We start from the raw sequence: 23,536 nt of genomic DNA, 5'->3' as shown, positions 1-23,536 counted from the left end.
GTTCGAACTCCCCATCTTCGGTTTTGATCCGCTTGCTGCTCTTTCCGTTACGGCTGTTTTTTGATTTGGATTGTTGGTGTTTTTCGTAGCCAAGATGCTCATCCATTTCAGCATTGAGAGCTGCTTCAACAGTGATCTTTTTGAGCATCTGACTGAATTCGGTTAAATCTTCAGGGCTTTTAATTCCTTTTGCTGCTTCTTTAGCAAAAGCTTCAAGTGCTTTCTTATCCATGTTGCCTTTCCTTAGCCATTACGGCATTAAGTGTAGGCAGTTACACAGAATTTAGGACAGTCTCTACAAATAGTTAAGTAGTATTACGCCTTGAGCCTAGGGCAAACGTATGAGTGAATACTTATCGACCAATCATGAGCATTATCTCCACAAGACGCCGTGAAATCATCCTTGATGGCTTCATAGTGGCATCCATGCCACAAAGACTTGTTCCAATAATACGCATGATTTTTTCAAATAATGTTCGTGATTTCACCCTGGCCTTGAACCTTATACTCATTATGAGACCGAATATTTAATATAGGGTCTCATTTTTGTTGCCAGTCATTATCTATGATAAAAGTGTGCCTTCTTAAAAATACTCACAATTAATATGTCACTGGCTCTAGTGATATCATCCCTTCTTATTATTAGTGGTTCAATTCTCATTATTTGATGTTGTTTTATCTGTATCACTTATTTATTACGATCGTATCTAAGTACGTTCTCTAGCGTCTATTTGGCATTTAATATTCTTTTTAATAGCTAATATTACAAATAACCTATGTAAAGTGTGATCTATGTCCGGATTTCATTTGGTTTATTAAAGAAGTATTACTACCATATTAAAGAGGTAATACGGATGATGATGCCTTGTTCCTACTGGTTTAAAGTGGAGTTCGGATTAAAAATCATCAACAGTTCCTTTAATTTCGAAGCGCTCTAACGTAGAGAAATTCACATATAATAAATAATTTAGTCGATTGAGTTGTACGACATTTACTGTGTTTCTAACACGACTTTATATACATAGGTAAATGGAAAGACATTATGAAAAAGACGTTATTAGCAAGTGTGATTACGGGCGTGACTTTTGCAGGTCAGGCATTTGCAGTTGAGTTGTATAACAACGATAACACGACATTTTCTGTTGGTGGCCATATATCAATGGGCGTAGGGAACGATGCCGATGATGATATTAAGGTTCAATCCTTATCGCCACGTATAAATATTAATGCAACTCAAGATATCGGTGGCGGCTTTGTTGCGGATGCTAAAGCTGAATGGAGTGTGAACACTTTAGAGGGCGGTGATAATTCATTTTCAACACGTTTAGGCTATATTGGCGTAACCCATGATACATGGGGGCGAGCTGTTGGTGGCACACAATGGGCACCATACTATGATGTTGCTGGTATTGCCGATATGCCAATTGCCTTTGCCAATGACTTTTTATATACCAACCACGGCAATTTAGGCTCCGGTCGTGCAGAACGAATGGTCTCTTACCGTAAAACCTTTATGTTCGGAGATAACTTTGACTTAAATGTTGGAGCTGGTTGGCAAGGTAAGAATTCGGCTTTTAATAAAGCCCTTAATACAGACGTTGATTACGGCGATCGTGGTCAATTAGCACTATCGGCTGATCTTGCAGGTGTACTCGTGGGTTATGCCTTTAGTACCGGTTCGGTGTCATACTCTGATGATGATGCGATGGCAAATGTGTTATCTGCTAAATATGGTAGCTATGGTGACGGTCTGTATGTTGCGGCAGTTTACGAAATGGGACAGAAGTTCCAAGGTAATTTTGATTCAACCGCGATTGAAGCAATTGCTGCCTTTGCTCTTGCAAATAGTCTGAATTTCTCATTGAACTATGAGTCAGTGGAAGATGATGACAATAACGAGACCCAGCGAAGTGAAATGGCATTACAGGTCGAGTACAACTTTACTCCTAAGTTCATGGGCTATGCTGCTTACCAAATTGATCTAGGCGATGATATTTCTGATGATGACGATCTTTACGCATTAGGTGTTCGATACTTCCTATAATTCCTTTTATAGAATACCTACCTAAGGCAGAGCTTCGGCTCTGTCTTTTTTCATTTATAGTGTCTGTTTTTGTTGGGAGCCTCTTGTAAACTTGCTACAATCCGTGCCTTTCTCTTTAGGTCGATATGACCTCTCTTACTAAAAGAATGCTATGACTACCGAAATCTACAAAGAGTTTATGTTTGAAGCTGCCCATAAACTGCCGCATGTTCCTGAAGGGCATAAGTGTGGCCGTTTGCACGGACATTCATTTTTAGTGCGTCTTTACCTTACAGGTGAAGTGGATGCACATACCGGTTGGATTATTGACTTTAGTGACGTAAAAGAGCAATTCAAACCTATTTATGATCGCCTCGATCACCACTACCTTAATGACATTGAAGGTTTAGAAAACCCAACCAGTGAAGTACTGGCTAAATGGGTATTTGAACAAACTAAACCACTGTTACCTCAGCTAAGTAAGGTGGAAATTAAAGAAACTTGCACCGCTGGCTGTATTTATACAGGTGAATAACATGTTAAAAATCAACGAAATGTTTGAAACCATTCAGGGCGAAGGTTTCTTTACTGGCGTGCCTTCTATCTTCATTCGCTTGCAAGGTTGCCCAGTTGGTTGCTCTTGGTGTGATACTAAGCAAACATGGGATGTTGAACCAAAGCATGAAACTGACTTTTCTCAAATTATTGTAAAGCAGGGTGATGATGAGCGTTGGTGCCATAGCGCTGAACTCGATATTGTCGAGTATTGCCTCGCTCATTATAATGCTAAGCATGTAGTGATTACTGGCGGTGAACCTTGTCAGTATGATCTATTGCCTTTAACTGCCGCATTGGAAGAAAAAGGGTTTCGTTGTCAGATAGAAACCAGTGGCACTTTTGCCGTGCAAGCCAGTGCCAATACTTGGGTGACGGTTTCCCCTAAGATTGGCATGAAAGGTAAACTACCTATCGAGCCAAGTGCGATGAGCCGTGCTAATGAAATTAAGCATCCCGTGGGCAAACAGTCCGATATTGATGATTTAAAATCACTATTAGAAAACAGCCAACTGCAAAGTGGTGCGGAGGTATTGTTGCAGCCTATCAGCCAAAAGCCGCGTGCAACTCAGTTGTGTATTGATACTTGTATCGCCAATAATTGGCGCTTGTCAGTGCAAACTCATAAGTATTTAAATATTGCCTAAATACAGTAATTAAGAGGCACATCGTTGTGCCTCTTAATTGCTAATCTATTACCAATGTCGATACCCACAGGTATCAATATGAAAACGTACTCCCGAATACAGCCCCATTCCCATCTTGTTTTCTCTACCGACACTGTTATAAATTTTCCACAGTTTTTTTTGTAATTCTGCACGGCTAATATCATTAATTGGCACGAGATCTAATGCGCAAAAATTGAGATGTTGGCTTTTTGTCGCGCCGCCAGAGGTTTGATTGTAATACTGAGTTCTATCGCCAGATACGGGTACTAAAGGCCCCAAGATAGGTTCCACATGATCTTGAATAAACTTAACGGTACGGACCATGTTTGGTACCAATTTTCTATCTGGAATGGTAAAAACAGAAGTACCGTTCATTGCCCAGTTGGTGCCTTGTAGGAGAATAAGGTGCAGTGGCATGGTCTTTAAAGGGACTTCGGTAATGCCAGCATCAATCAACTGTTTTTTGATTTCGCCGACTCGTTGTTGTGCGCCATTCATGAGCATCCAGCCACGAAATGCCGCGCGAGTAGGGACTTTATAACCTTTAACACTAATGACTAGGTCACTGTATTCCAGTTCATTCTCTGACTCATACAATTTTAAGTATTCATTGGCTGAGGCGACAAAACTGAGGCTTAACAGTAATAGGCAAGCAAAACGAATCATATTGGATCTCCTTTGCATCTCGCATCTAGTGTTCCCAGTATAGTCGTAAATTGTGATATTGATCGAAATGCCAATAATGGGCGACTAAGGATAAATCCGTTTACTAGGGCGAACGCATCAGTGAACACTTATTGACCAATTGTGTGCATCATCTGCACAAGACGCCGTGAAACCATCCCAAACTGAATTTGTCATGCTAGATTTATATTCTAGTGAGTGCAAAACGGATTTTTGATCATGTCTGAACCTATTTTTTATCGAGCGGGTTATAAATATCAATTGGCTGAAGATTTTTCTATTCAAGTTGATATCCTTCCTTTGCAGAGCATAAAGATGCAATTTATTGAATTATCAAAGGAAGGTAGGCTGAGTATATCTTCTGGTTACGCATGGGATGGCCCTTCAGGACCGGTTGTGGATACCTCTAACAATATGCGTGCATCATTGGTTCATGATGCGTTTTATCAGCTATTACGCTGTGGAAAACTGACCGCTGATAATAAAGATAACATCGATCTGTTATTTAAAATGTTGTGTATTTGCGATGGTGTCGATGAGTTAACCGCACATATGTATTATTTAGGGTTAAAATTGGCCGGAAAGCCTGCCACCGAACCAAAAAACAGGAAGCCAACTTTGCAAGCGCCTTGGCGTTAATGCCATCAATCACAGTAGTAGAATTGTTGAATATGGCTTGTGAAAAATAGACCGACAAACTTGTTTTTCGCATCGCTAGCAAGGGTAATCTTGGTCTGTGGCATGCATCTTGTAAGGTATTGATATTATTGCTTGAAATAAGCGCTTAATTTGTACAAGGTGTTATATGCCAATTCTGACTACCTACAATATGACTCAAAACATGACTTGCACTATGACTTCATCAAAGGCAACCGATGTGATTTTACATACATTTGATTGGCCATATCGACAGATAGCAGATAATGCTGAGGCTATCAGTCAGCTAGGCTATAAAATTGTTTTAGTCTCACCGCCAATGAAATCATTGAAGCTGCCGGAATGCACGCCGTGGTGGCAACGTTATCAGCCTCAAGATTATCGTATTATTGATAACGAACTGGGGAATACGCTGGATTTTCAGCACATGATGCAGCGGTTGGGTGAGTGTGGAATTCTCGTTTATATCGATGTGGTGTTTAACCATATGGCCAATGAGTCAGACATTCGCTCTGATTTACAATATCCCAATAATCAAGATCTAGCCGAATATAAAAAGCGCCCCGAACATTATGAATCTCTTAAGTTATTTGGTGATTTAAGCGAGCCACTGTTTACTGAAGATCATTTCGTTGAAGCGTTTGGTATCGAAGATTGGCGAGATAAGTGGCAGGTACAAAATGGTCGCATTACCGCAGGGCCTCACGATCCGGGTTTACCGACTCTGCGTGAATGTGAGCACGTATTAAAGCAGCAACAAGCCTATCTATTAGCGATGAAAGAAATGGGCGTTAAAGGCTTTCGTATTGACGCGGCTAAGCATATTTCTATTGAGCAATTGCGCAAAGTATGGACCAAAGAGATCACGGAAGGGGTGCACATTTTTGGGGAAATCATCACAGATGGTGGTGCAACCAAACAAGAGTATGAGTTGTTTCTCAAGCCCTATTTAAATCAGACTCAGCTTGGCGCTTATGACTTTCCGCTCTTTAATACCGTCTTTCAGGCATTTCAAAAGCAAGGAAGAATGTCGACCTTGATTGACCCATATAATTTGGGTGAAGCATTAAAACGACAGCGCGCGATTACCTTTGCCATCACTCACGATATTCCTAATAACACCGTCTTTCAGGATCTCATCATGCCAGAGGAGCATGAGTGGTTAGCCTATTGTTATATTTTGTGCCGTGATGGTGGCGTGCCTTTGGTGTATACCGATCTTAATACTAGCGGCATATTCAATGCCGAGGGCCAGCCGCGTTGGAGCAATGCTTGGCAAGACCTGCGAATGAAAACGCTGATAGATTTTCATAACTTGATGCACAGCGCACGGATGTTTGTGCTAGAGGTCAGTGATGATCATCTGGTGTTCAGTCGTGAACAACAAGGATTAGCCTCGATTAATAAGTCGAAGGTAGTTAAGAGCGTGCGAATTCGTTGGGACAAGCCGATGTACGATTTGGTTAAAGAGACAACACTTGATCCCATTGATGGTTATTTACAATGGGAAATACCTGCGAAAGGGTATTGCTGCTTAGTGGAGCGTATATAAGTTTAATACCACATAGTGAGTAAATGTTTATTTGTTCTTTCTGGCGCGGCTTTCATTTTGTATTGAGCGATACATTTTACCGAGCTGTTTGCCTTGAGAGCGTCGCTCTGCTAGTGATGCGCTATTGCGAGCTTGTTCTTTTTGCAATTTTAGGTAGTTGTTCAAACGGCGTTCTTCAAGTTCTCCAGATTGCAGGGCTTTTTGGACGGCGCAATTGGGTTCATTTTGATGTGAGCAATCAAAGAAGCGACATTGAGATGCCAACTCTTCGATGTCAGAAAACGTTTCACTGATCCCTTGCGCGACATTCGCCAGTTGCAACTCTCTCATGCCCGGAGTATCTAACAATATACCGCCGCTAGGCATTTGGTGGAGAGTACGCCCTGTGGTGGTATGACGGCCTTTGCTGTCATCTTCACGGATTGCTCCGGTCTTTTGCAATTGTGTTTGCAGTAGCGTGTTGACTAAGGTCGATTTTCCCACACCAGATGAGCCAAGAAAGGCGACGGTACACCAAGGCGTAAGACGTTGTACGTTGTCATAATCCAGAGCATTCACACACTCTATCATTAACAGAGGATCTAGCGCTTGAACTTGCTGGATTAGCGACTCTGTATCAGAGCAAAGATCGGCCTTGGTTAATACAATCACCGCCTCTACTTGCGCTTCATGACTCAATGCCAGATAGCGCTCCACTCGGCTAAGATTAAAATCATCATTTAATGACATGACAATAAAGACGGTATCAATATTGGCGGTAATGAATTGCTCAGCGACTTTTGAGCCGGGCGCTTTACGTGAAAATAGTGAACTTCTATCCAGCAGCCTAACAAATTGCTGCTGATGATTAAGCAGCACCCAATCACCGATGGTCATGGCAGGTAAAGACTCGTGCATTGGCAGTGAAATATCGCCTGCTTCTGTGAGTAATTGATAGCCTGAACGGTGATGCGCTGACACTCTTGCCACAACGCACTCTTGGTAGTCTTCAAGAGTCAGTTGCTGTTGGAAAAAGGGTTGCCAACCTAGGTGCTGTAAATTCATTAGTGTTTCATCTTCATTTTTTTAACTGGAACCGAAAGGTTAACCACTTGCCCATTATCAAAAGTCATGGTTAGCGGAAGTACCATTCCTTCTTTAAATGGCTCAGTAATATCAAATAACATGATGTGCAGGCTATGAGGTTTTAGCACAGTCACTTCTTTAGCGGGCAGATCAATACGCTCAAGTTGACGCATTTTCATTACGCCATCTTGCATTGCATGAGTGTGCAGTTCAGTAATTTTAGCATAAGGCGTACTTGCGGATACCAGAGCACGATCTTCAGTAGTTGGGTTATCAATCTTTAGGAAAATGGCACTCATGGTGGAAGTGGGCGGAGTGGCTTTAGCAAAAGCGTCCGACACAGTAATAGCATTACTTGCAAAAGCAAGTGGTGAAAGAAGCATGATAATTAGTGTGGTAAAACGAGCGATCATTGTGGGGTCTCCGTAGTTAGATCATTGATAACTTTTATTAGTGGCGCTGGGGTCATAGTGTGTGGCACTTTAATGATTTGGCTTCCATCAGGGGCAAGAAAATAAAAATAGGAGCTGTGATCAACGGTGTATTCTAGCGCTGAGTTCTCAAGCTCTGTTTTAATGTGTATGACACCGTATTTTTTCGCTAATGCATCGAGAGTTTTGGGATCGGCGCGATAGCCTTCAAAGTTTTCATGAAAATACTGAGCGTACTGGTGTACATCATCACCCGAATCACGTTCGGGATCTAAAGTGACTAAAATCGGACGAATTTTGCTACGTGCTTCATCAGAGACTTGATTGAGTGCGCCGCTGAGCATGGCCAGTGAGGTAGGGCAAACATCTGGGCAGCGGGTAAAACCAAAGTAAACTACATTGATGCGAGGATCATCGAGATTAAATAGCGGTTTTTGCACGCCGTCTTTGCCAGTCACTATTGGGTTATTAGCTCTATCTTGCTCTAGCTGTGCGTGTTTGTCTTGCTCGGCATCGAGATAGCTTTTAACACCAAAGCCAAGCATTGCGGCGATAACAAGGGTAAATATCCAACTTCGACTCATCGTTGCATCCTTACTGAGATGGGAAGTGTGTGTTGTGTAGATTGGATGGAACCAATCCAAGTCATAGAATCACTGTAACAAACCGGTAAAAGCAGCTCGCCAACAAACTGGCCGTTGCCTTGATTTTGCAGTACAAATTTAGCCACGCCCATCGACATCTCTTTGCCTTCCAATTCAACCCACAATTGTGGTTCATCGTTGGCAGGCCAATTGACGGTAATTTTATTGGGTATCATTGGCGTGACAGTGTCTTGTGCAAGAACGATATTGACGTCATCAAGCGTGCAAATGTCGCTGGACAATTGACAGTACTGCGTTGCATCAATGGCAGGTTGTTCGAAATGATGTGATTGAAAGGCTTGGTAAATATCTTTGGAAAAAAAGCCTAACCCTAGCGCGCAGACTATAGCTAGGCTCTTCAATACTGTGTTCATTATTTGTCTTCAGCAAATTTCTCTAAAGCTAATACTAAACCAATTGCGACTAACATCATGACTATGGCGATAACAAGTTGTGATGAAGTCCCCGTTATTGACTCAAAAGTGTGAGGCATGAGATTTTTTTGCAGTAAAGGAACTTGTTCTCCTGCAGAGTTAATGCGCCAGCTAAGCGTTTGTTTCCACGGCCAAATCTTTGGAAGTGTGCCAACCATTAGTCCAACTAAGAACATCAAAGTGATTTCTCTAAAGCGGTTTAATAACCAAGATAGAAGGTGAGAAAAACTCAGTAGACCGCAAAGGCAGCCGCCCATAAAGAGCACTAAAAAGCCAATATCTAATCCTTTTACCGCGCCCAGTACCGGGCTATACATACCAATCAATAGCAAGATAAAGCTGCCAGAGATACCCGGTAAGATCATTGCGCAAATGGCAATAGCACCCGATAGCAAAATGTTAATCGCGGTGGGCTCAAGGTGCAGAGGACTCAGAACGGTCATCATATAGGCAAGACCCACACCCAGTGCAAATCCAATCCAGCGGTTTAAGGCAAAAGACTGAACTTGACGTGTAATATGCCAAACCGAAACCAAGATTAAACCAAAGAAAAATGACCAAAGTGGCACGGGGTGAGTGACCAGTAGCCATGAAATGAGCTTGGCAAGGGTGAGAACACTGGTGAAGATCCCGGCGAACAATGAGATTAAAAACAGCCCATTAATATGCTCAAAAGCACCTTTAATGCCTTTAGTTCTCAACACACCGATCAGTGATGGGTTCACACGTCGGATACTTTCTAGCAAGGTGTCGTAGATACCTGTAATAAATGCCACAGTGCCACCAGACACTCCTGGGACTACATCTGCAGCACCCATCGCCATTCCTTTAAGGAAATTGGTGAAATAATTCATAAAGTTAGTTTATTTAAGCCAGTCGATTAGTGTGGCTATTGTAGGGGAAATAGGGGGGCAGGGGAATAGAGGCCAAGCGCTGAATTGTTGAGGCTAGGTTTCTGAACTGCAATCCAGAAACCTAGTTTACTGATATTAAATATTAGCGTGATGTTACTTAGTAAGTTAAGTAGGGTGAGATTACGAACGTTATTTGATCAAAATCATCCTTGATGGCTTCACGGCGTCTTGTGGAGATGATGCACATGATTGGTCAATAAGTGTTCACTCATGCGTTCGCACTAGTAAGGTAAGTCATCAAGAACTGACTGATTTTACGCATATCTTCGATAGCGATGTACTCTTCCGTTGTGTGTACCTTAGCCATACCTGTCGAAAGATTAACAATGGTCAGCCCTTTTTCGGCAAAGATGTTGGCATCGCTACCACCACCCGTTGATGTGACGATAGGTTGAATGTCACACTCAGTGAACACTGCTTTAACCGCTTGAATGTGCGGATGAGATTCTTCAATTTGGAAAGGGTTGTAAGCGCGAGAAGACACAATATCAATTTGCGCGCCGTGTTTTTCAGCCGCCGCTTCAAACGTTTCAACCATGTGAGCCACTTGTTTGGCTAATTTGCCTTCATCAAGAGAGCGCGCTTCGGCTTCGATATACAAATGAGGCATGACGATATTGGTTGCTTGGCCGCCTTTTACTACGCCAATGTTTGCGGTCGTTTCTTCATCAATGCGTGACAAGTTCATCGCAGAGATAGCATCTGCGGCAACAGTCAGTGCGTTAATGCCTTGCTCTGGGGCTAAACCTGCGTGAGCGGGTTTACCAGTAATGTTCACTTTAAGATTTTGCTGACCTGGCGCAACCGCAATAATGGTGCCGATAGGACCACCTGAATCCAGCACAATGCCCATTTCAGATTCAATTTTACTGCAATCAAACTCTTGAGAACCGCGTAAGCCACCTTCTTCAAAAACGGTAAAGGCAATCTCAATGGTTTTGTGTTGCAATTTGTTTTGTTGCAGTGTTTTGATGGCTTCGATGATGGCCGCAATGCCAGATTTATCATCACCACCTAAAATAGTTTCGCCGTTTGAACGGATAATGCCATCTTCAATAATCGGTGTAATACCGTTGCCAGGGGTCACAGTATCCATATGACAGCTCAGTACGATACTACCGTCTAGTTGTCCTGGTAATTTGGCATAAATGTTGAAACCATTTGATAGCGCCTCAGGTACCGCAAGGCGTTGTACGTCAAATCCTAGCTGTTGCAGCTGAGATTCAATTTCAATCGCGACTTCTTTTTCATTGCCCGATTCACTATCAATTTTTACCAATTGCAGGAAGTTATCGACTAAACGATCTTGATCTACTTGTGTCATTGAATTACTTCTTAATCTATTCATGAAGCGGGTAAGTTACACATTTTGCCGATTACCCGCTATAGGTTTAGATCAATTTAGCGTCCGATATCAAAATAGATGAGCGTTTATCCATAAGTGCGTCACAATACTGGCAGCGTACCCTAGCGCAATAATGGGCATCCATTTTAAGTGACCAAAGAAGGTGTACTTACCGTGAGCGGCGCCCATCAAAGCCACACCTGCGGCAGACCCGATGGACAATAAACTGCCTCCGACGCCTGCGGTGAGAGTGACTAATAGCCAGTTGCCCATAGAAAGTTCAGGTTGCATGGTTAAAATGGCAAACATCACCGGAATGTTATCAACAATCGCAGACAGCACGCCCACCATGACATTGGCCCAGATAGGATCCCATTGGCTGTACATAATTTCAGACACCAAACCTAGATAACCGAGCAAGCTCAGTCCGCCCACACACATCACCACGCCATAGAAGAAAAGAAGGGTGTCCCACTCGGCGTGCGATACACGTCTAAATACATCAAACGGTACCACTGACCCCAAACGTTGCAGTGCGGCTTTATCTTGATGCGCCTCAGCAAGGGCACGTTTTTTTGCCAGTGAACTTGGCAGTGTTTTGCGTAGGTAAAATCCAAAAAACTGTAGGTAAGCTAAGCCCATCATCATGCCGATAACCGGTGGGAAATGCAGTAAACCGTGGAATGCAACGGCGGTGGCGATGGTTAATATAAACAGCGCCACAATGCGGCGTGCGCCCCGTTTTAGCTCAACATGTTCATGCACGGTATCAGGCTGGGTTTTAGGTACAAAGAAAGACATGATGACCGCAGGCACAATGTAGTTGACGACACTTGGGGTAAATAGGGTCAAGAACTCTCTAAAGTGGACGTGGCCTGCTTGCCATACCATCAGGGTGGTAATATCACCAAAGGGGCTAAATGCCCCTCCAGCATTTGCGGCAACGACGATGTTGACGCAGGCAATGTTAATAAACTTGTAGTTAGAGCCGCCCACCTTCATTACCACCGCGCACATTAATAGCGCGGTCGTCAGGTTATCGGCAATCGGCGAGATAAAGAAAGAGAGAATCCCGGTTATCCAAAACAATGAGCGTAAGTTAAAACCTTTACCTACCATCCACGCTTGCAAGGCATCAAACAGTCGCCTCTCTTCCATGGCGCTGATGTAAGTCATAGCGACCAGTAAAAATAGTAATAACTCTGAATATTCCAATAAGTTATGGTCAAGGGCCGCTTTTGCGACGTCAATTTCACCTAAGCGTTGAAAAGTGAAACCAATCAGTATCCAAATCAGACCGGCGGCGAGCAGTACGGGTTTGGATTTTCTGAGTTTGAGTACTTCTTCGCCCATCACTAAGCAATAAGCGGCCGCAAAGATAAATAGCGCTAAATAACCAACGCCAGATTGGGTTAAATCGGGCGCGTTGATGCTGGTGGATGAATAGGCAAAAGGTGATAGGGACACTGAAATGAGTATTAAGGTTAACTTAGACACCCATGTCCGATAAAAGTTAGACAAATAAGACTTCACTGCGACTCCTTGCAGAACATACATCATTTATGGCGTCGTATTTGTTGCTTAGCTCTACATTTGTAACGCTTAGGTAAAATTCAGTAACAAAAACAACAATTGCTACTTAGCCTAAACCTGAAATGAAAACAATAGCTTGAGTTGGATCACCCTTTCGCTAGGCAAATGAAATAACTTGGTTACTTTTTAGTGTTTGCTTGGTTGCCAGTGTGAGGTTATTTGTTCTCTAGCCTAAACTTGTTTAAGCATTCTTCTTTGATTAATTTTAACCAGCCTAAAGGGCAAGGAATCACATGACGGAACAAATCAGTAGCCACTTCGTTTCTCAATCCCATACCAAGGTGTTGCTATTATTTGCCCACCCATCTCAAGCGCGCTCAGAGGTAAATGTTGAATTATTCAAATCTGCCACTTCAGTTGCTGGGGTGACTTGCGTCGATCTCTATCGAGAATACCCAAAATACAATATTGATATTGAACGAGAACAACAAAGGCTTGCCGAACATGACATCATTATTTTTCAGTTTCCCCTGTATTGGTACTCCACGCCTTCCATTTTAAAGGAATGGCAAGATTTGGTTCTTGAATACGGGTTTGCTTACGGCCCTAACGGTGATGCTTTACAGGGTAAGACGCTCTTCTGCGCCATAACTGCTGGCGGCAGAGAAGATGCTTATCAAAGCGATGGCTATAACCATTTTACTATCAGGCAGTTGTTGCATCCCATTGAACAAACCGCCTCGTTAACTGGGATGACCTATTGCGCGCCTTTTGTATTGTTTGGTTCACGTACTGCGGTTGAGGAAGATCGCATTCGCAAGCACATCCGAGATTGGACAGCGTTATTGGAAGCTGCAGTAGCGGGGCGATTGGATATTGAACAGGCTCAAGCATTACCTCAATTAAGCGGTCATTTAGAGACCGTGATCAAAGGAGTTAAGTGATGACCGATTATTTCTTACAAGCCTTTATTTATCTCGCCGCTGCGGTAATTGCAGTGCCTATCGCCAAGCGTTTAGGCCTTGGCTCGGTGCTGGGATACTTGATTGCCGGCGTAGTGATTGGCCCTATAGCAGGGCTGGTGGGAGAAGAGACCGAAACCATACAACACTTTGCAGAGTTTGGTGTTGTGATGATGCTGTTTCTGGTGGGCTTAGAGCTAGAGCCTAAAATGCTCTGGAGCATGCGAAACCGTTTGATGGGGCTGGGCGGATTTCAAGTGCTCGGCACTGCAGGCCTAGTGATGGGACTTACGCTTATATTAGATTTGCAGTGGCAAATTGCGTTAGCTATCGGGCTTGTTTTTTCGCTCTCTTCAACGGCGATTGTATTGCAGACCTTTAATGAAAAAGGGCTGAGCCGCACCGAAGGGGGAAAGAATGCATTCTCAGTGTTACTTTTCCAAGATATCGCGGTCATTCCTATGTTGGCGTTCATACCGTTACTGGCATTGCCAGAACTGATTGAGTTTGCCCAATCTCATGTCGCAGAAGGGGCGCAGCATCACCCTCAATTGAGCTTAGTGGCAGGACTGCCTAGCTGGGCTTATGCGCTAGTGATTACCGCATCGATTGCACTGGTGGTAGTCGGTGGGCATTTTGCCAGTCGTCCTTTATTTAAGTTTGTGGCAGCGTCAGGTCTTAGAGAGATCTTCACGGCAACGGCGCTGATGTTAGTCATCGGGATCGCCGCGCTCATGGGAATGGTCGGGCTTTCCCCTGCGTTAGGTACTTTCTTAGCCGGTGTGGTACTGGCAAACAGTGAATTTAGGCATGAGCTTGAGTCCAATATCGAACCTTTTAAAGGGCTGTTGTTGGGACTGTTTTTTATCACGGTAGGTGCTGGCATTAATATGCATGTGTTAGCGAGTGATTTTGCTTTGATCTTTGGCTTAACTCTTTGTTTGATGTTGTTAAAAGGCTTGGTGCTGTGGTGCTTAGCGGTTGTGTTCAAAATTAAAGGAGTAAACCGTTGGTTATTCGCGCTTAGCTTGGCTCAGGCGGGGGAGTTTGGTTTTGTATTGCTTGGCTTTACAGTGCAAAACAACGTCATACCCAGCGATATTGCCACAGTGCTGTCTTTAGTGGTGGCGCTGTCTATGTTCTTAACTCCAGGGCTATTTATTGTTTATGACAAAGTGATTGTGCCCAAATATGAAAAGCGCAGTAACGAAGGGGAAACTGAGGATGTCATTGATCAGCAAGGCAAAGTCATCATTGCAGGCGTTGGTCGATTTGGTCAGATTGTGAATCGTTTATTGGTGAATAATGGCGTTGAAACGGTCGTGCTTGATCACCAAGCAACTCAGGTTTCAAACCTGCGTAAAGTTGGCATAAAAACATATTTTGGCGATGCCACTAAACCGGATTTATTGCATACCGCAGGCATTGAAAAAGCCAAAGCGTTAATTGTGGCCATTGATAACCAAGAAGCGTCATTAGAGCTTGTTAAATACGTCAGGCATACCTACCCACAGGTTAAAGTGATTGCGCGCGCCTTTGATCGTGGGCATACCTATCAGTTACGTCAGGCGGGCGCGCATCATATTGAAAGTGAAACATTTCATTCCGCTTTAGAGGTGGGAACCGTTGCACTTCGTTGTATGAATTTTCATCCATTTCAAATAGAACAACAACGTCATTCTTATATTGCGGTAGAAAAGCAGAGTTCGGACAGTCTGTATAATGCTTGGTTGGATGACTCTGACAGCGAACGACATGATAACAACTTTATAAAGTTGTTTATCGAGCTGGAAGATAAGATCCGTGATGCCATGGTTTCTGAACGTCATGACCATAATTCGCGTTCTGAACGAGGGTGGACTCCACCACCAAAGGGCTATGCAGACAAATTTGAGGATGAGCTTGAGTGAAGCAACCTAAATCGTGGCAAACACCACAAAACTTTTTAATGTTAATTTCGATTGTTGTACCTGTGGCTTTTTCTAGTTGGATGGCATTGTTGAATAACTTTGTGATTGAAAAAGCAAACTTTAATGGTGCTGATATCGGCCTTTTACAAAGTGTGCGCGAAATCCCCGGATTTTTAGCGTTCACAGTCGTGTTTGTGCTTTTGTTCATTAAAGAACAACGATTTATGTTGCTGTCTTTGGTACTGCTTGGTTTGGGTACCTTCTTAACGGGCTTTTTCCCAAGCTTAACTGGGTTATTGCTGACCACGTTATTAATGTCTACGGGGTTTCATTATTTTGAAACCTTAAAACAGTCACTCTCTTTGCAGTGGTTATCTAAAGCAGAAGCACCAGAAATGCTCGGTAAGTTAATCTCGGTTGGGGCATTAGCCTCGCTAATTACCTACGGCGGATTGTGGGTAATGTTGCAGGTTCTTAAGCTGGATTATGCGATTGTGTACGCCATTACCGGTGGTACAACCATTTTGCTGGTGGCTGTGATTGCATTTTGTTTCCCTCAATTTAAAACCGATACCGTACAAAGCAAAAAACTCATACTAAGAAAGCGTTATTGGCTCTACTACGCGTTAACCTTTATGAGTGGTGCGCGCCGTCAGATCTTTACCGTATTTGCGGGCTTTCTAATGGTTGAAAAATTTGGTTATTCTGCTCCAGACATCGCACTATTATTTTTGATTAACTATGCGTTTAATTTTTTGTTTGCCAAGAAGATTGGCCGATTGATTGGTAAGATTGGTGAACGTCGTTCAATGATGTTTGAATACTGTGGATTAATTTGCGTCTTTATTGGCTATGCGCTAGTAAGCACGCCTCATTACGCAGCTGCGTTATACGTTGTTGATCACTTGTTCTTTGCGTTGGCGTTAGCCATCAAAACCTATTTCCAGAAAATTGCCGATCCTGCCGATATGGCATCTACTGCCGGTGTGAGCTTTACCATTAACCATATTGCCGCAGTCATTATCCCAGTAACCTTTGGCATTATATGGCTAACATCACCTTCTTTAGTCTTTGTGATTGGCGCTGTTATGGCGGGTGTGTCTCTGGTTCTATCGTTGAATATTCCGAAAAACCCAACGGAAGGTAATGAAGTTAGGATATTAAACTGGAATTAAATAGGGGCTAGCCTTAATATTATCTGTTTATATTAAAAGAAGAGTAAGGTTTCTGTATACTTTACTCTTCTTAGTTAAATCTTATTTAACGTAGCACTATAAATTATTAAGAAGCTTATATTCAGTATTTGATAGAATAGCACTTTCTAATAGCTCTATATTTAGGGTGCTGTATCCAAAGAAGTTTGGTACAAGGCTGCTTCTTAGTTTGTTTGTTAATTGACTTGTATTATTGCCAAACATTTCAGCATCAGATATCTCATCAATTAACTGTTTGTTTTCCATACTTGTTTCCGATATAAAACCACTATAACCAGAAATTGAATTGTAAAGATTTCCAAATTCACCAAATTGATTTTCTTCAATATAGTAAGTATTAGTTCTTGATGTGTTTACTCGGATATGGTTTACGGAATCTTGATTGGAAAGTACCGTATTTAACAGATCTTTACCTCCTGCATGTTCTTCTGTATTTGGATTAAAATCATCTTCTGGAAAAATCAAATATGCAGCAATAGCACCATCAACACTAATAGATGATATTATATGATTGTTATCTTTGTAATATTTGATTATTTTATTATCAAATCCTTTTTTAATGTATATTGGAGGGCCGTATACATCTTCTAATAAATCTGACGAAGATCTTATATAAATTTTATTTATTCTTTCTTGTGAAGGGATATCAGTAAATTGTGATAAAATAATATTTCTCACTTTTTCTAATGCATCAATGGTATCATTCAACCCACCCAAGGCTATTGCCATTATAGAAACCAATGCAATGAGTTTAGCAAAATTATTTTTCATCGTAACTTTTATAGAATTTTTTTGTGGATTATTATTTGCGATACTATTCATGTATAAATTCTCCTAATACATAATCAAATACAATGGTTCACTTTATTATGTATTTTCTTCATATAATGAAATTCTACTAGTAACTTTCTTAAGATAATTTTTTGTTTCATCATATGGTAGATTGTTATAAAGATGATTGTAAACTTCTTCAGGGGTCATTGAATTGATTATTTTAGATGCGTTATTAATATTGGTAGATCGATTTTCATTAAAGGCTCTTGCTACATTCCCTGCTCCAGTATTGTAAGCTGCGATCACACAGTACAATCTACTCTTGTCATTCTTAATTGATTTTAAGTACTTAGTATTTAAAATATTTAAGTATGCTGAACCGGTTTCTATATTAATAGGAGGTACGTATAAATCACTCGACTTCATTGGTGCATCAATGTTTCGAACATGTTTATTTACATCATGTCCCGCACTGGATGGAACGACTTGCATCAATCCAAATGCAGGAATGTGAGATTTTGCATCAGGCCTAAATGCCGATTCACTATGAATTATAGCCATTATCAGTGGAGTATTTATATCCCAGCGCTGACTTTCTTCAATTGCCAATGGTAAATAAGTTAAAGCTCGATCTTTTAAGCTATTCTGAGGTAAGTTAACTGTATACGAGATAATCTTCTTCTCAGGAATTAGTTTTTTTGTTACGTTCAATTCAGGTGTAGTTATGGTTTCTGATTCTGTAGTTAGAGTTTGAGCAGATGAAACTGCTATGATGTTTGTATTATTTTCTGCGAGTGAGTCAATTTTATTATCATCGATTTTTTTAGGAATGATTGCTGGTTTTGATACAGTGTTATCTTTATCTACAATTACTAAAGAGTTCTCATTTGATAAGGTATTATTATTTGAAAATTTATCTCTGATCGAATCATATTTTTTAACAATAAGGCTAATACGCTGATGCGCATTTCTTAGTAATGATTTCTTTTTGTTGTATGCACGTTCTTGAATGAAAGAGTCGGGGACACCAGTGTTTGCACGTAGAAGTCTTTCAGTTTGAATATCTAACTCATTCATTTGCAATTCTGTTTGGGTAATAATAAATTGTTTTTCTTTGTTTTCATTGATCAAGGAATAATTAATGAGTGATTCAGATATTACGGCTTTATTTAAATCTATAGAATAACCATTTATTTCTTGCTTCGTATTGCTATCTTTTAATATATCAGGATTGTTAATATCTGTAGACTTATCGACAATTATCGAAATAGTTGCAGTATTATGTTCATAATCAATAATTTTTCTGGTGGATTTGATGTCGTCATATTCGACGTGCTTATGGTTGTCGGATATTTCTGCTTCTCCCCAAGTATCTATGAGGCTAAGTCTTTGCTCATCTAAGTTCTTAGTGTATTCATCTCGCCAGTTTTCATACTCAGTAAAATAAATATCAAGCCATCTATAAAATTCTTGTTTATTATCTTCTGAGTATTTATTTGAATTTGAATTTGAAGTGGAGCGTGATAATTCTGAGAATGAGTCTGTGTTTGCGAGTGCAGTGTTAGATATTGCAGATGAAATTATCCACAATAAAAGGTTAGATTTAAATCTATTCACTTTAAATAGTCCTTTACTTAGAAAGTGATGAGACGTAAAAACGTCCCATCATTATTTTACTGTTAGAGATTTTTTAATGATTCTAAAGCGTTAGAAAGTTCTTCTGTTGCTTTCTCATTATTAAATTTATTCCAAAGTTGAGAGTCTTCGTTTACTGTATCAACAATTTTATTAACGTTAGCTTGATACGCAGCATTGTCCATTCCAACTAATAGATATAAACCTCCACTAGGACTAACTTGGCTGACAATAATTCGGCTGTTACTTAAAGATCGAGATACCACATTTTTAGTCACACTCTCAACCCTTTCAATAACATGTTCTTCAGTCGACTTCTCAGTAGTAATAACGTTACTTTCAATTGCTTGCTTGAACATATTACTAACATCTGTTTGAAATTCAGAGGCTAATGCAACTCTTGCATCATTCACTGCAACTTTACGCATGATACTCATACCTGCAGCACTTTTCTTTGCATAACCAGTACTTGCAATAGCAAGATCTTGGGGCATTACATTGCAAATCCAAGAAGGTGCTTCAGTACTTGGTGAGTCAGGAAAAACACAAGTAGAATAAGACTGAGCTTTTTCAATTGTTTGCGTTGATTGGCATCCTATTAATGCTAAAATTGAAATTATAAATATAAAACGCTTCATTTCTTACTCCAGTAAGAATTAATAAATAAAATTAAAAACCTAACAGATTATTTGCATGGTCATTTATGATATCGAAGCTACTATTGCTATGTACTACTTTGGCTGCGTGACCACGTTTTAATTTTAGTGCGACTTCATCATCAACAATAACCCATGAATATTTAGGCGTAATAGCATTAGGGTTCATATTGACAGAACCTTCACCTATTGCAAAAGTTTCAACTTCACCTTCTGAGTTAGTCATTAATTGGCTGAATTGAATATCGGCATTACCTTTTACGTGGTGCTTCTGACCAAGACCAACTTTAGCCATTGTTCCAGAATTACACTGTCTAAGTTCGAGCACTGGGGCAGTAGGAGCTAAGAGATTTCTAAGCTCAATATTCATATTTACAGCTTCAGCGGCGGTTTTATTAGCATAAGTGCTATATAAATGTTCGGATACGTCACATTTTGATGTTTTCGTACCAGAACTGCCTTTTTCATCACCCTTTAATTCTATTTGTTTGATCAGTGTCATCTCTGGTAAGCTGACCACTTTTGCTATCGCTTTGATATCCATTTCGTAGTGACATTTTGCTGCCACTATCGTTTTTTCCCCAGTGAAAATGTTGGTTGCTTCATGTCTATCAATAAACTCATATTTAAAATCACTTGCAGTAATTTCAGTCAATACGGCTACATCTGCTATAGGGACGCCATTTGTATTATATTGACCGCTTTGCTCCGCTAATATAATTTCATTTTTTAACTTGTCTGCTAACTTTCTATCAATTACTTGCGCGCCAGATTTTCGTACTTGAGCTTCTAAATTCGTTCTCATAGATGCAGTAATTTTCTGACTTGCAATATTATTAAAATTCATCTCAACTGGTAGTACGATAATTTTTCTATCTTCGATTGATTTTACGGGAACATCTGCCGTAGGTATATCAACTCTTGTATCTGGCGTACACATAGCTACATCGTTGCTCGCACAACCAGAAAGGATAGAAATTAAGCCTAAAGCCACTGCTGTTTTTTTATACATATATACTTCCATTTATTTTATCGATTATTATATTTTTATGCCAAAAGCTACCCAAAGACCTTCTTTCTTAATTAACTCAGAAAAATGCCGCTCAGCTCCTTCCTGTGCATACTTGAAATTGATGACAGAGTTTCCTGTTGAAATTATTTCATTGGTAGCAATTATTTTCCCCGATTTACTAATTAGTGTTATATCGGTTAATTTTGTTGCTATATAAGCTTCTCCAACCTTATTTTTTCGATATTCCGAGTCGACTTTTAGGGTATGAGTAGATTGTGCTTGGTCATCGATTACGCTTGATATGCCGTTATTAGCAATTTGTTCAGATAGAAAAAGTTGGCTTTTTCTATCTGATTTCACTGCTTTTAATTGAATAATAATTTTGGATTTAGTTTGTTCAATAACTTCGATTAGTTTTAGTGTGTATGGGATATCTGTATTCGATTTTCCATCTAGGGTGCTTAGAATAGTTAGTTTTGTGTGAATATTAGACAGTTCATGCTGCTTATCTTTAGTGCCTAGCCACCAAAGTAATGAATCTTGATGTTTTAAATTATTAAGTCTTTGTTTTGATGTTAGTTCAGTGGTTTTAATATCATCATTGAGTCGCTTGATAATATCTTTTTTGCTCACTCGTGCTTCGACGAAGTATACATCTCCGAGCTTAATGCTGTTGACATAGTCTATATTTGTAAGTGCTAGTTTTGCTGTTTTGGTATTTATATTGCTATCAATGTATCTTTGAGTCGCGGTACTTTTATTCAGATTTCTTTCACTTTCTTGCATAGAAAATGATGATTCTACTTCAGTCCATAAAACCTCATTTATACTATTCAATGCAGAAGTCTGTGCTTGAGGCAGGCTGTTACCTTGGCCCACACCAGTGATGTATCCCGTTGTCTTAGTACCATTTTTAGAATACCAGTCAGGTGCTGATGATGAAGAACAACCGACAATAAACATACAAATTATTAATACAAAATGGCGAAAATCAAGCATATACATAGATCCTAGTGATGATTCGATGATGCTATCACTAGAGGTTTAACTTGTTAATCGTTAATAATAGAAAGATAAATTTGTATTATAAAAATATTAACTAGATCTTATTTTTAATTTAATTAAAACAAAATTAATTATTTAAGGTAGATTGGGTAGGTGCGGTTGTGGTATAGCATTCGGAATGTCAAAATATATTAAGACCATCCAGATGAGATTTAGGATAAAGTAGGTAAATATTAATATTAAAGTTAAGTGGAATTAAATTTAATATTAATGATATTTTATTCACTGGAGTATGAGTTATAAGCCAATAACTTTCATATGATAATTATTGGCTTATGTGGACTTTAGTGATCAAGATAGAGGTAGTTCTGCCAGCTCTTCATTCGAATTAGAATTTTTCGCATGATGGAGACATGGTGGAAGCTATCGGAATAGACCGCCACTTCGACTGATGTACCTAAAGGCAAATGATACTCTGATAGGTCATCGGTAATACGCAGTTTAACTAAAGCGCGACCACTGGCATTCAGTGCTTGAGTGCCAAGTAAGCGACCAGATGCCTGCATCTCACCTTCGGCCATTGCAGGAATAACCTTAATAATTTCTCCTGAGAAAACCTTACCCGGTAAGCTTGGGAACATAAACTCTGCTGCAAAACCTGCTTCTAAACGCTGCAGGGAGTTTTGACGAAATGCAGCCACATAATCATGTTCTTCAGCATGAATAAACACCATCGATGGCGCAATCGGTAATGGAACCGCCATTTGCCCCGGACGCAATATTAGCTGAGTGACGTAGCCATTGGTTGGCGCTCTAATAACCGTTTCATCAAGGTTAAACTGGGCACGTTTTACTTCGGCGTTTAATCTTGCAACTGTGGTGTTCTCTCCATCAATCTCAGATTCAAATGCCACGCGAGCACGGTTTTCCATGGCAATTTTTGCTTCAAGATCCGCTTGTGCACCTTTTAGGTTTTGACGACGAGTATCCACTTGTTGCTCGGTAAATGCGCCTTTTTTGTAACCTCTATAATAACGGTTAAACTCTTTTCTCAAACGTTCACGTTCAGCTGTTGCTCTGTGCACGTCTGCTTGAGCCGCTTTATAATCGGACTCAAGTTGATAAACCCCTTGTATCGCTTCAGCTAAATCTGCTTGTTTTTGCAGCAGTTCAGCTTCAAAAGGTTCAGACTCAATTGTGAACAGTGGCTCACCTTTAACAATAAAGGTATCAGCTTTAACGTTCACCTCTACAACTCGCCCTTTTACCGTTGGGACTATAGGGGTGGTGTTGTAAACTTGTCGACCTATCTGAGTGAAGGGGTGGTTATAGTTCATCAACAGTATTAAAGTGCCGATAAGTATAACGCCGCCTAGCACGGCGGTAGGCACAGACCATTTATTCAGCGGTATATTAAATACTTTGAAAATGACGACGCAGATGGCTGTATAGGTCAGTATTAATAGTAAGTCCATTACGCATCTCCTTCGCTTTGTACTGGCTTAGTATTGATCGGAGCTTGAGTTTTTGACTGTTTAAGCTCTGCGACTTGCTCGGTTAAATCTTGAACTTGCTGAGATAACTGAGAAACATCATGATGGAGATCAGATTGTTCTTGTTTGATTTGGTTCATTCCCCAACCTCGGTCTTCACGCCATAATGTTGCCCAAATCCAAAGAAATGGCCAAATGGTATGCAGAGTAAAAAGACTTATCCATCCGGTAACATGAATGGCATCTTGGTGAGGGTGGTTTCGGCCTTTTGCTATTTCATAGGGAATGTCATGAATGACAATAACGCCATAAAAAATAACTAGAGCTACAAATACTAATAGTCCTAAAGCAACGTAATCGAGAAACATGT

The 23,536-nt window shown here is 40.6% G+C and carries 24 protein-coding genes; 8 read left to right on the top strand and 16 right to left on the bottom strand.

The genetic code is table 11. From position 1 onward, the window contains the following. The coding region (locus tag A9260_RS13345; protein WP_197485273.1) for a transposase at positions 1-232 on the bottom strand (232 nt) is incomplete at its 3' end. 810 nt (positions 233-1,042) lie between these two features. Between A9260_RS13345 and A9260_RS13340 the strand changes: the two genes are divergently transcribed. The 3 genes from A9260_RS13340 to queE all read left to right on the top strand — a co-directional run bounded on the left by A9260_RS13340 (position 1,043) and on the right by queE (position 3,225). Further along, positions 1,043-2,044 (top strand): porin, encoded by a 1,002-nt coding sequence (locus A9260_RS13340; RefSeq protein ID WP_068699735.1) that lies wholly within the window; start codon positions 1,043-1,045, stop codon positions 2,042-2,044. A 151-nt stretch (positions 2,045-2,195) separates the two neighbouring features. Then, positions 2,196-2,558 carry a 6-carboxytetrahydropterin synthase QueD gene (gene queD / locus A9260_RS13335; RefSeq protein WP_068699732.1) on the top strand — a complete coding sequence of 121 codons (363 nt, stop codon included), beginning with the start codon at positions 2,196-2,198 and terminating at the stop codon, positions 2,556-2,558. Between the two features lies 1 nt (position 2,559). Then, entirely contained in the window at positions 2,560-3,225 is a 666-nt protein-coding gene (gene queE / locus A9260_RS13330; protein WP_068699731.1) for a 7-carboxy-7-deazaguanine synthase QueE, read from the top strand. 48 nt (positions 3,226-3,273) lie between these two features. Here queE and A9260_RS13325 read toward each other — a convergent pair whose 3' ends face one another. Further along, entirely contained in the window at positions 3,274-3,912 is a 639-nt protein-coding gene (locus tag A9260_RS13325; protein WP_068699730.1) for a D-Ala-D-Ala carboxypeptidase family metallohydrolase, read from the bottom strand. Positions 3,913-4,149: 237 nt separating this feature from the next. Here A9260_RS13325 and A9260_RS13320 point away from each other — a divergent pair, with 237 nt between their 5' ends. Further along, a complete protein-coding gene (locus A9260_RS13320; RefSeq protein ID WP_068699729.1) occupies positions 4,150-4,569 on the top strand; it encodes a hypothetical protein in 420 nt (139 codons plus the stop codon). A 214-nt stretch (positions 4,570-4,783) separates the two neighbouring features. Next, positions 4,784-6,139, top strand: a complete 1,356-nt coding sequence (locus A9260_RS13315; RefSeq protein ID WP_068699766.1) for an alpha-amylase family protein — start codon at positions 4,784-4,786, stop codon at positions 6,137-6,139. Positions 6,140-6,166: 27 nt separating this feature from the next. Here A9260_RS13315 and rsgA read toward each other — a convergent pair whose 3' ends face one another. The 7 genes from rsgA to nhaD form a co-directional block, all read right to left on the bottom strand. After that, positions 6,167-7,183, bottom strand: a complete 1,017-nt coding sequence (gene rsgA / locus A9260_RS13310) for a ribosome small subunit-dependent GTPase A (RefSeq protein ID WP_068699727.1) — start codon at positions 7,181-7,183, stop codon at positions 6,167-6,169. Continuing rightward, positions 7,183-7,617, bottom strand: a complete 435-nt coding sequence (locus tag A9260_RS13305) for a copper chaperone PCu(A)C (protein ID WP_068699725.1) — start codon at positions 7,615-7,617, stop codon at positions 7,183-7,185. The genes rsgA and A9260_RS13305 overlap by 1 nt, the downstream gene beginning before the upstream one ends. Further along, on the bottom strand, positions 7,614-8,219 hold the full coding sequence (locus A9260_RS13300; RefSeq protein ID WP_068699723.1) for an SCO family protein: 606 nt from the start codon (positions 8,217-8,219) through the stop codon (positions 7,614-7,616). The genes A9260_RS13305 and A9260_RS13300 overlap by 4 nt, the downstream gene beginning before the upstream one ends. Then, the gene (locus tag A9260_RS13295; protein WP_068699721.1) at positions 8,216-8,653 is read right to left on the bottom strand and encodes a hypothetical protein; all 438 of its coding nucleotides are present in this window, start codon (positions 8,651-8,653) and stop codon (positions 8,216-8,218) included. Before A9260_RS13295 ends, A9260_RS13300 begins: the two co-directional genes overlap by 4 nt. Continuing rightward, entirely contained in the window at positions 8,653-9,567 is a 915-nt protein-coding gene (locus A9260_RS13290; RefSeq protein WP_068699719.1) for a DUF368 domain-containing protein, read from the bottom strand. The genes A9260_RS13295 and A9260_RS13290 overlap by 1 nt, the downstream gene beginning before the upstream one ends. Before the next feature lie 268 nt (positions 9,568-9,835). Then, on the bottom strand, positions 9,836-10,951 hold the full coding sequence (locus tag A9260_RS13285) for a M20/M25/M40 family metallo-hydrolase (RefSeq protein ID WP_068699717.1): 1,116 nt from the start codon (positions 10,949-10,951) through the stop codon (positions 9,836-9,838). Positions 10,952-11,041: 90 nt separating this feature from the next. Then, on the bottom strand, positions 11,042-12,445 hold the full coding sequence (gene nhaD / locus A9260_RS13280) for a sodium:proton antiporter NhaD (protein ID WP_082957110.1): 1,404 nt from the start codon (positions 12,443-12,445) through the stop codon (positions 11,042-11,044). A gap of 353 nt (positions 12,446-12,798) precedes the next feature. Here nhaD and A9260_RS13275 point away from each other — a divergent pair, with 353 nt between their 5' ends. The 3 genes from A9260_RS13275 to A9260_RS13265 are packed head-to-tail and all read left to right on the top strand — an operon-like array spanning position 12,799 to position 16,552. Then, a complete protein-coding gene (locus A9260_RS13275) occupies positions 12,799-13,449 on the top strand; it encodes an NAD(P)H-dependent oxidoreductase (RefSeq protein ID WP_068699715.1) in 651 nt (216 codons plus the stop codon). After that, complete coding sequence (locus A9260_RS13270) at positions 13,449-15,377, top strand: monovalent cation:proton antiporter-2 (CPA2) family protein (protein WP_068699713.1); 1,929 nt, start codon at positions 13,449-13,451, stop codon at positions 15,375-15,377. Before A9260_RS13275 ends, A9260_RS13270 begins: the two co-directional genes overlap by 1 nt. Before the next feature lie 38 nt (positions 15,378-15,415). Further along, on the top strand, positions 15,416-16,552 hold the full coding sequence (locus A9260_RS13265; RefSeq protein WP_068699762.1) for an MFS transporter: 1,137 nt from the start codon (positions 15,416-15,418) through the stop codon (positions 16,550-16,552). A 96-nt stretch (positions 16,553-16,648) separates the two neighbouring features. On the opposite strand, the gene A9260_RS13260 is transcribed toward A9260_RS13265, so the two are convergent. The 7 genes from A9260_RS13260 to A9260_RS13230 form a co-directional block, all read right to left on the bottom strand. Beyond that, positions 16,649-17,413 (bottom strand): ETEC_3214 domain-containing protein, encoded by a 765-nt coding sequence (locus A9260_RS13260; RefSeq protein WP_068699711.1) that lies wholly within the window; start codon positions 17,411-17,413, stop codon positions 16,649-16,651. 45 nt (positions 17,414-17,458) lie between these two features. Further along, the gene (locus tag A9260_RS13255; protein ID WP_068699710.1) at positions 17,459-18,982 is read right to left on the bottom strand and encodes a transglycosylase SLT domain-containing protein; all 1,524 of its coding nucleotides are present in this window, start codon (positions 18,980-18,982) and stop codon (positions 17,459-17,461) included. Between the two features lie 62 nt (positions 18,983-19,044). Next, positions 19,045-19,638: an LPP20 family lipoprotein gene (locus tag A9260_RS13250; protein WP_068699708.1), complete on the bottom strand. Its 594-nt coding sequence runs from the start codon at positions 19,636-19,638 to the stop codon at positions 19,045-19,047. A 31-nt stretch (positions 19,639-19,669) separates the two neighbouring features. Continuing rightward, positions 19,670-20,668, bottom strand: coding sequence for a hypothetical protein (locus A9260_RS13245; protein WP_068699706.1), 999 nt, complete (start codon positions 20,666-20,668; stop codon positions 19,670-19,672). Between the two features lie 27 nt (positions 20,669-20,695). After that, positions 20,696-21,667 carry an LPP20 family lipoprotein gene (locus A9260_RS13240; protein ID WP_197485275.1) on the bottom strand — a complete coding sequence of 324 codons (972 nt, stop codon included), beginning with the start codon at positions 21,665-21,667 and terminating at the stop codon, positions 20,696-20,698. A 350-nt stretch (positions 21,668-22,017) separates the two neighbouring features. Continuing rightward, a complete protein-coding gene (locus A9260_RS13235) occupies positions 22,018-23,148 on the bottom strand; it encodes an HlyD family secretion protein (protein WP_068699703.1) in 1,131 nt (376 codons plus the stop codon). Then, a complete protein-coding gene (locus A9260_RS13230; protein WP_068699701.1) occupies positions 23,148-23,534 on the bottom strand; it encodes an MbeD/MobD family mobilization/exclusion protein in 387 nt (128 codons plus the stop codon). Before A9260_RS13230 ends, A9260_RS13235 begins: the two co-directional genes overlap by 1 nt. Positions 23,535-23,536 lie beyond the last annotated feature (2 nt).

Origin of the sequence: Vibrio sp. UCD-FRSSP16_30, from assembly GCF_001676025.1 — a bacterium.
Lineage (GTDB): Bacteria > Pseudomonadota > Gammaproteobacteria > Enterobacterales > Vibrionaceae > Vibrio.
Note: the sequence above shows the minus strand (reverse complement) of the source record. Positions and strands in the feature narration are given on the sequence as shown.

What these genes read in the sequence shown, in the direction of transcription:
- A9260_RS13340 (WP_068699735.1), top strand. Translation starts at nt 1,043, where the DNA reads ATGAAAAAGACGTTATTAGCAAGTGTGATTACGGGCGTGACTTTTGCA.
- queD (WP_068699732.1), top strand. Translation starts at nt 2,196, where the DNA reads ATGACTACCGAAATCTACAAAGAGTTTATGTTTGAAGCTGCCCATAAA.
- queE (WP_068699731.1), top strand. Translation starts at nt 2,560, where the DNA reads ATGTTAAAAATCAACGAAATGTTTGAAACCATTCAGGGCGAAGGTTTC.
- A9260_RS13325 (WP_068699730.1), bottom strand. Translation starts at nt 3,912, where the DNA reads ATGATTCGTTTTGCTTGCCTATTACTGTTAAGCCTCAGTTTTGTCGCC.
- A9260_RS13320 (WP_068699729.1), top strand. Translation starts at nt 4,150, where the DNA reads ATGTCTGAACCTATTTTTTATCGAGCGGGTTATAAATATCAATTGGCT.
- A9260_RS13315 (WP_068699766.1), top strand. Translation starts at nt 4,784, where the DNA reads ATGACTTCATCAAAGGCAACCGATGTGATTTTACATACATTTGATTGG.
- rsgA (WP_068699727.1), bottom strand. Translation starts at nt 7,183, where the DNA reads ATGAATTTACAGCACCTAGGTTGGCAACCCTTTTTCCAACAGCAACTG.
- A9260_RS13305 (WP_068699725.1), bottom strand. Translation starts at nt 7,617, where the DNA reads ATGATCGCTCGTTTTACCACACTAATTATCATGCTTCTTTCACCACTT.
- A9260_RS13300 (WP_068699723.1), bottom strand. Translation starts at nt 8,219, where the DNA reads ATGAGTCGAAGTTGGATATTTACCCTTGTTATCGCCGCAATGCTTGGC.
- A9260_RS13295 (WP_068699721.1), bottom strand. Translation starts at nt 8,653, where the DNA reads ATGAACACAGTATTGAAGAGCCTAGCTATAGTCTGCGCGCTAGGGTTA.
- A9260_RS13290 (WP_068699719.1), bottom strand. Translation starts at nt 9,567, where the DNA reads ATGAATTATTTCACCAATTTCCTTAAAGGAATGGCGATGGGTGCTGCA.
- A9260_RS13285 (WP_068699717.1), bottom strand. Translation starts at nt 10,951, where the DNA reads ATGACACAAGTAGATCAAGATCGTTTAGTCGATAACTTCCTGCAATTG.
- A9260_RS13275 (WP_068699715.1), top strand. Translation starts at nt 12,799, where the DNA reads ATGACGGAACAAATCAGTAGCCACTTCGTTTCTCAATCCCATACCAAG.
- A9260_RS13270 (WP_068699713.1), top strand. Translation starts at nt 13,449, where the DNA reads ATGACCGATTATTTCTTACAAGCCTTTATTTATCTCGCCGCTGCGGTA.
- A9260_RS13265 (WP_068699762.1), top strand. Translation starts at nt 15,416, where the DNA reads ATGTTAATTTCGATTGTTGTACCTGTGGCTTTTTCTAGTTGGATGGCA.
- A9260_RS13260 (WP_068699711.1), bottom strand. Translation starts at nt 17,413, where the DNA reads ATGAATAGTATCGCAAATAATAATCCACAAAAAAATTCTATAAAAGTT.
- A9260_RS13250 (WP_068699708.1), bottom strand. Translation starts at nt 19,638, where the DNA reads ATGAAGCGTTTTATATTTATAATTTCAATTTTAGCATTAATAGGATGC.
- A9260_RS13245 (WP_068699706.1), bottom strand. Translation starts at nt 20,668, where the DNA reads ATGTATAAAAAAACAGCAGTGGCTTTAGGCTTAATTTCTATCCTTTCT.
- A9260_RS13240 (WP_197485275.1), bottom strand. Translation starts at nt 21,667, where the DNA reads ATGCTTGATTTTCGCCATTTTGTATTAATAATTTGTATGTTTATTGTC.
- A9260_RS13235 (WP_068699703.1), bottom strand. Translation starts at nt 23,148, where the DNA reads ATGGACTTACTATTAATACTGACCTATACAGCCATCTGCGTCGTCATT.
- A9260_RS13230 (WP_068699701.1), bottom strand. Translation starts at nt 23,534, where the DNA reads ATGTTTCTCGATTACGTTGCTTTAGGACTATTAGTATTTGTAGCTCTA.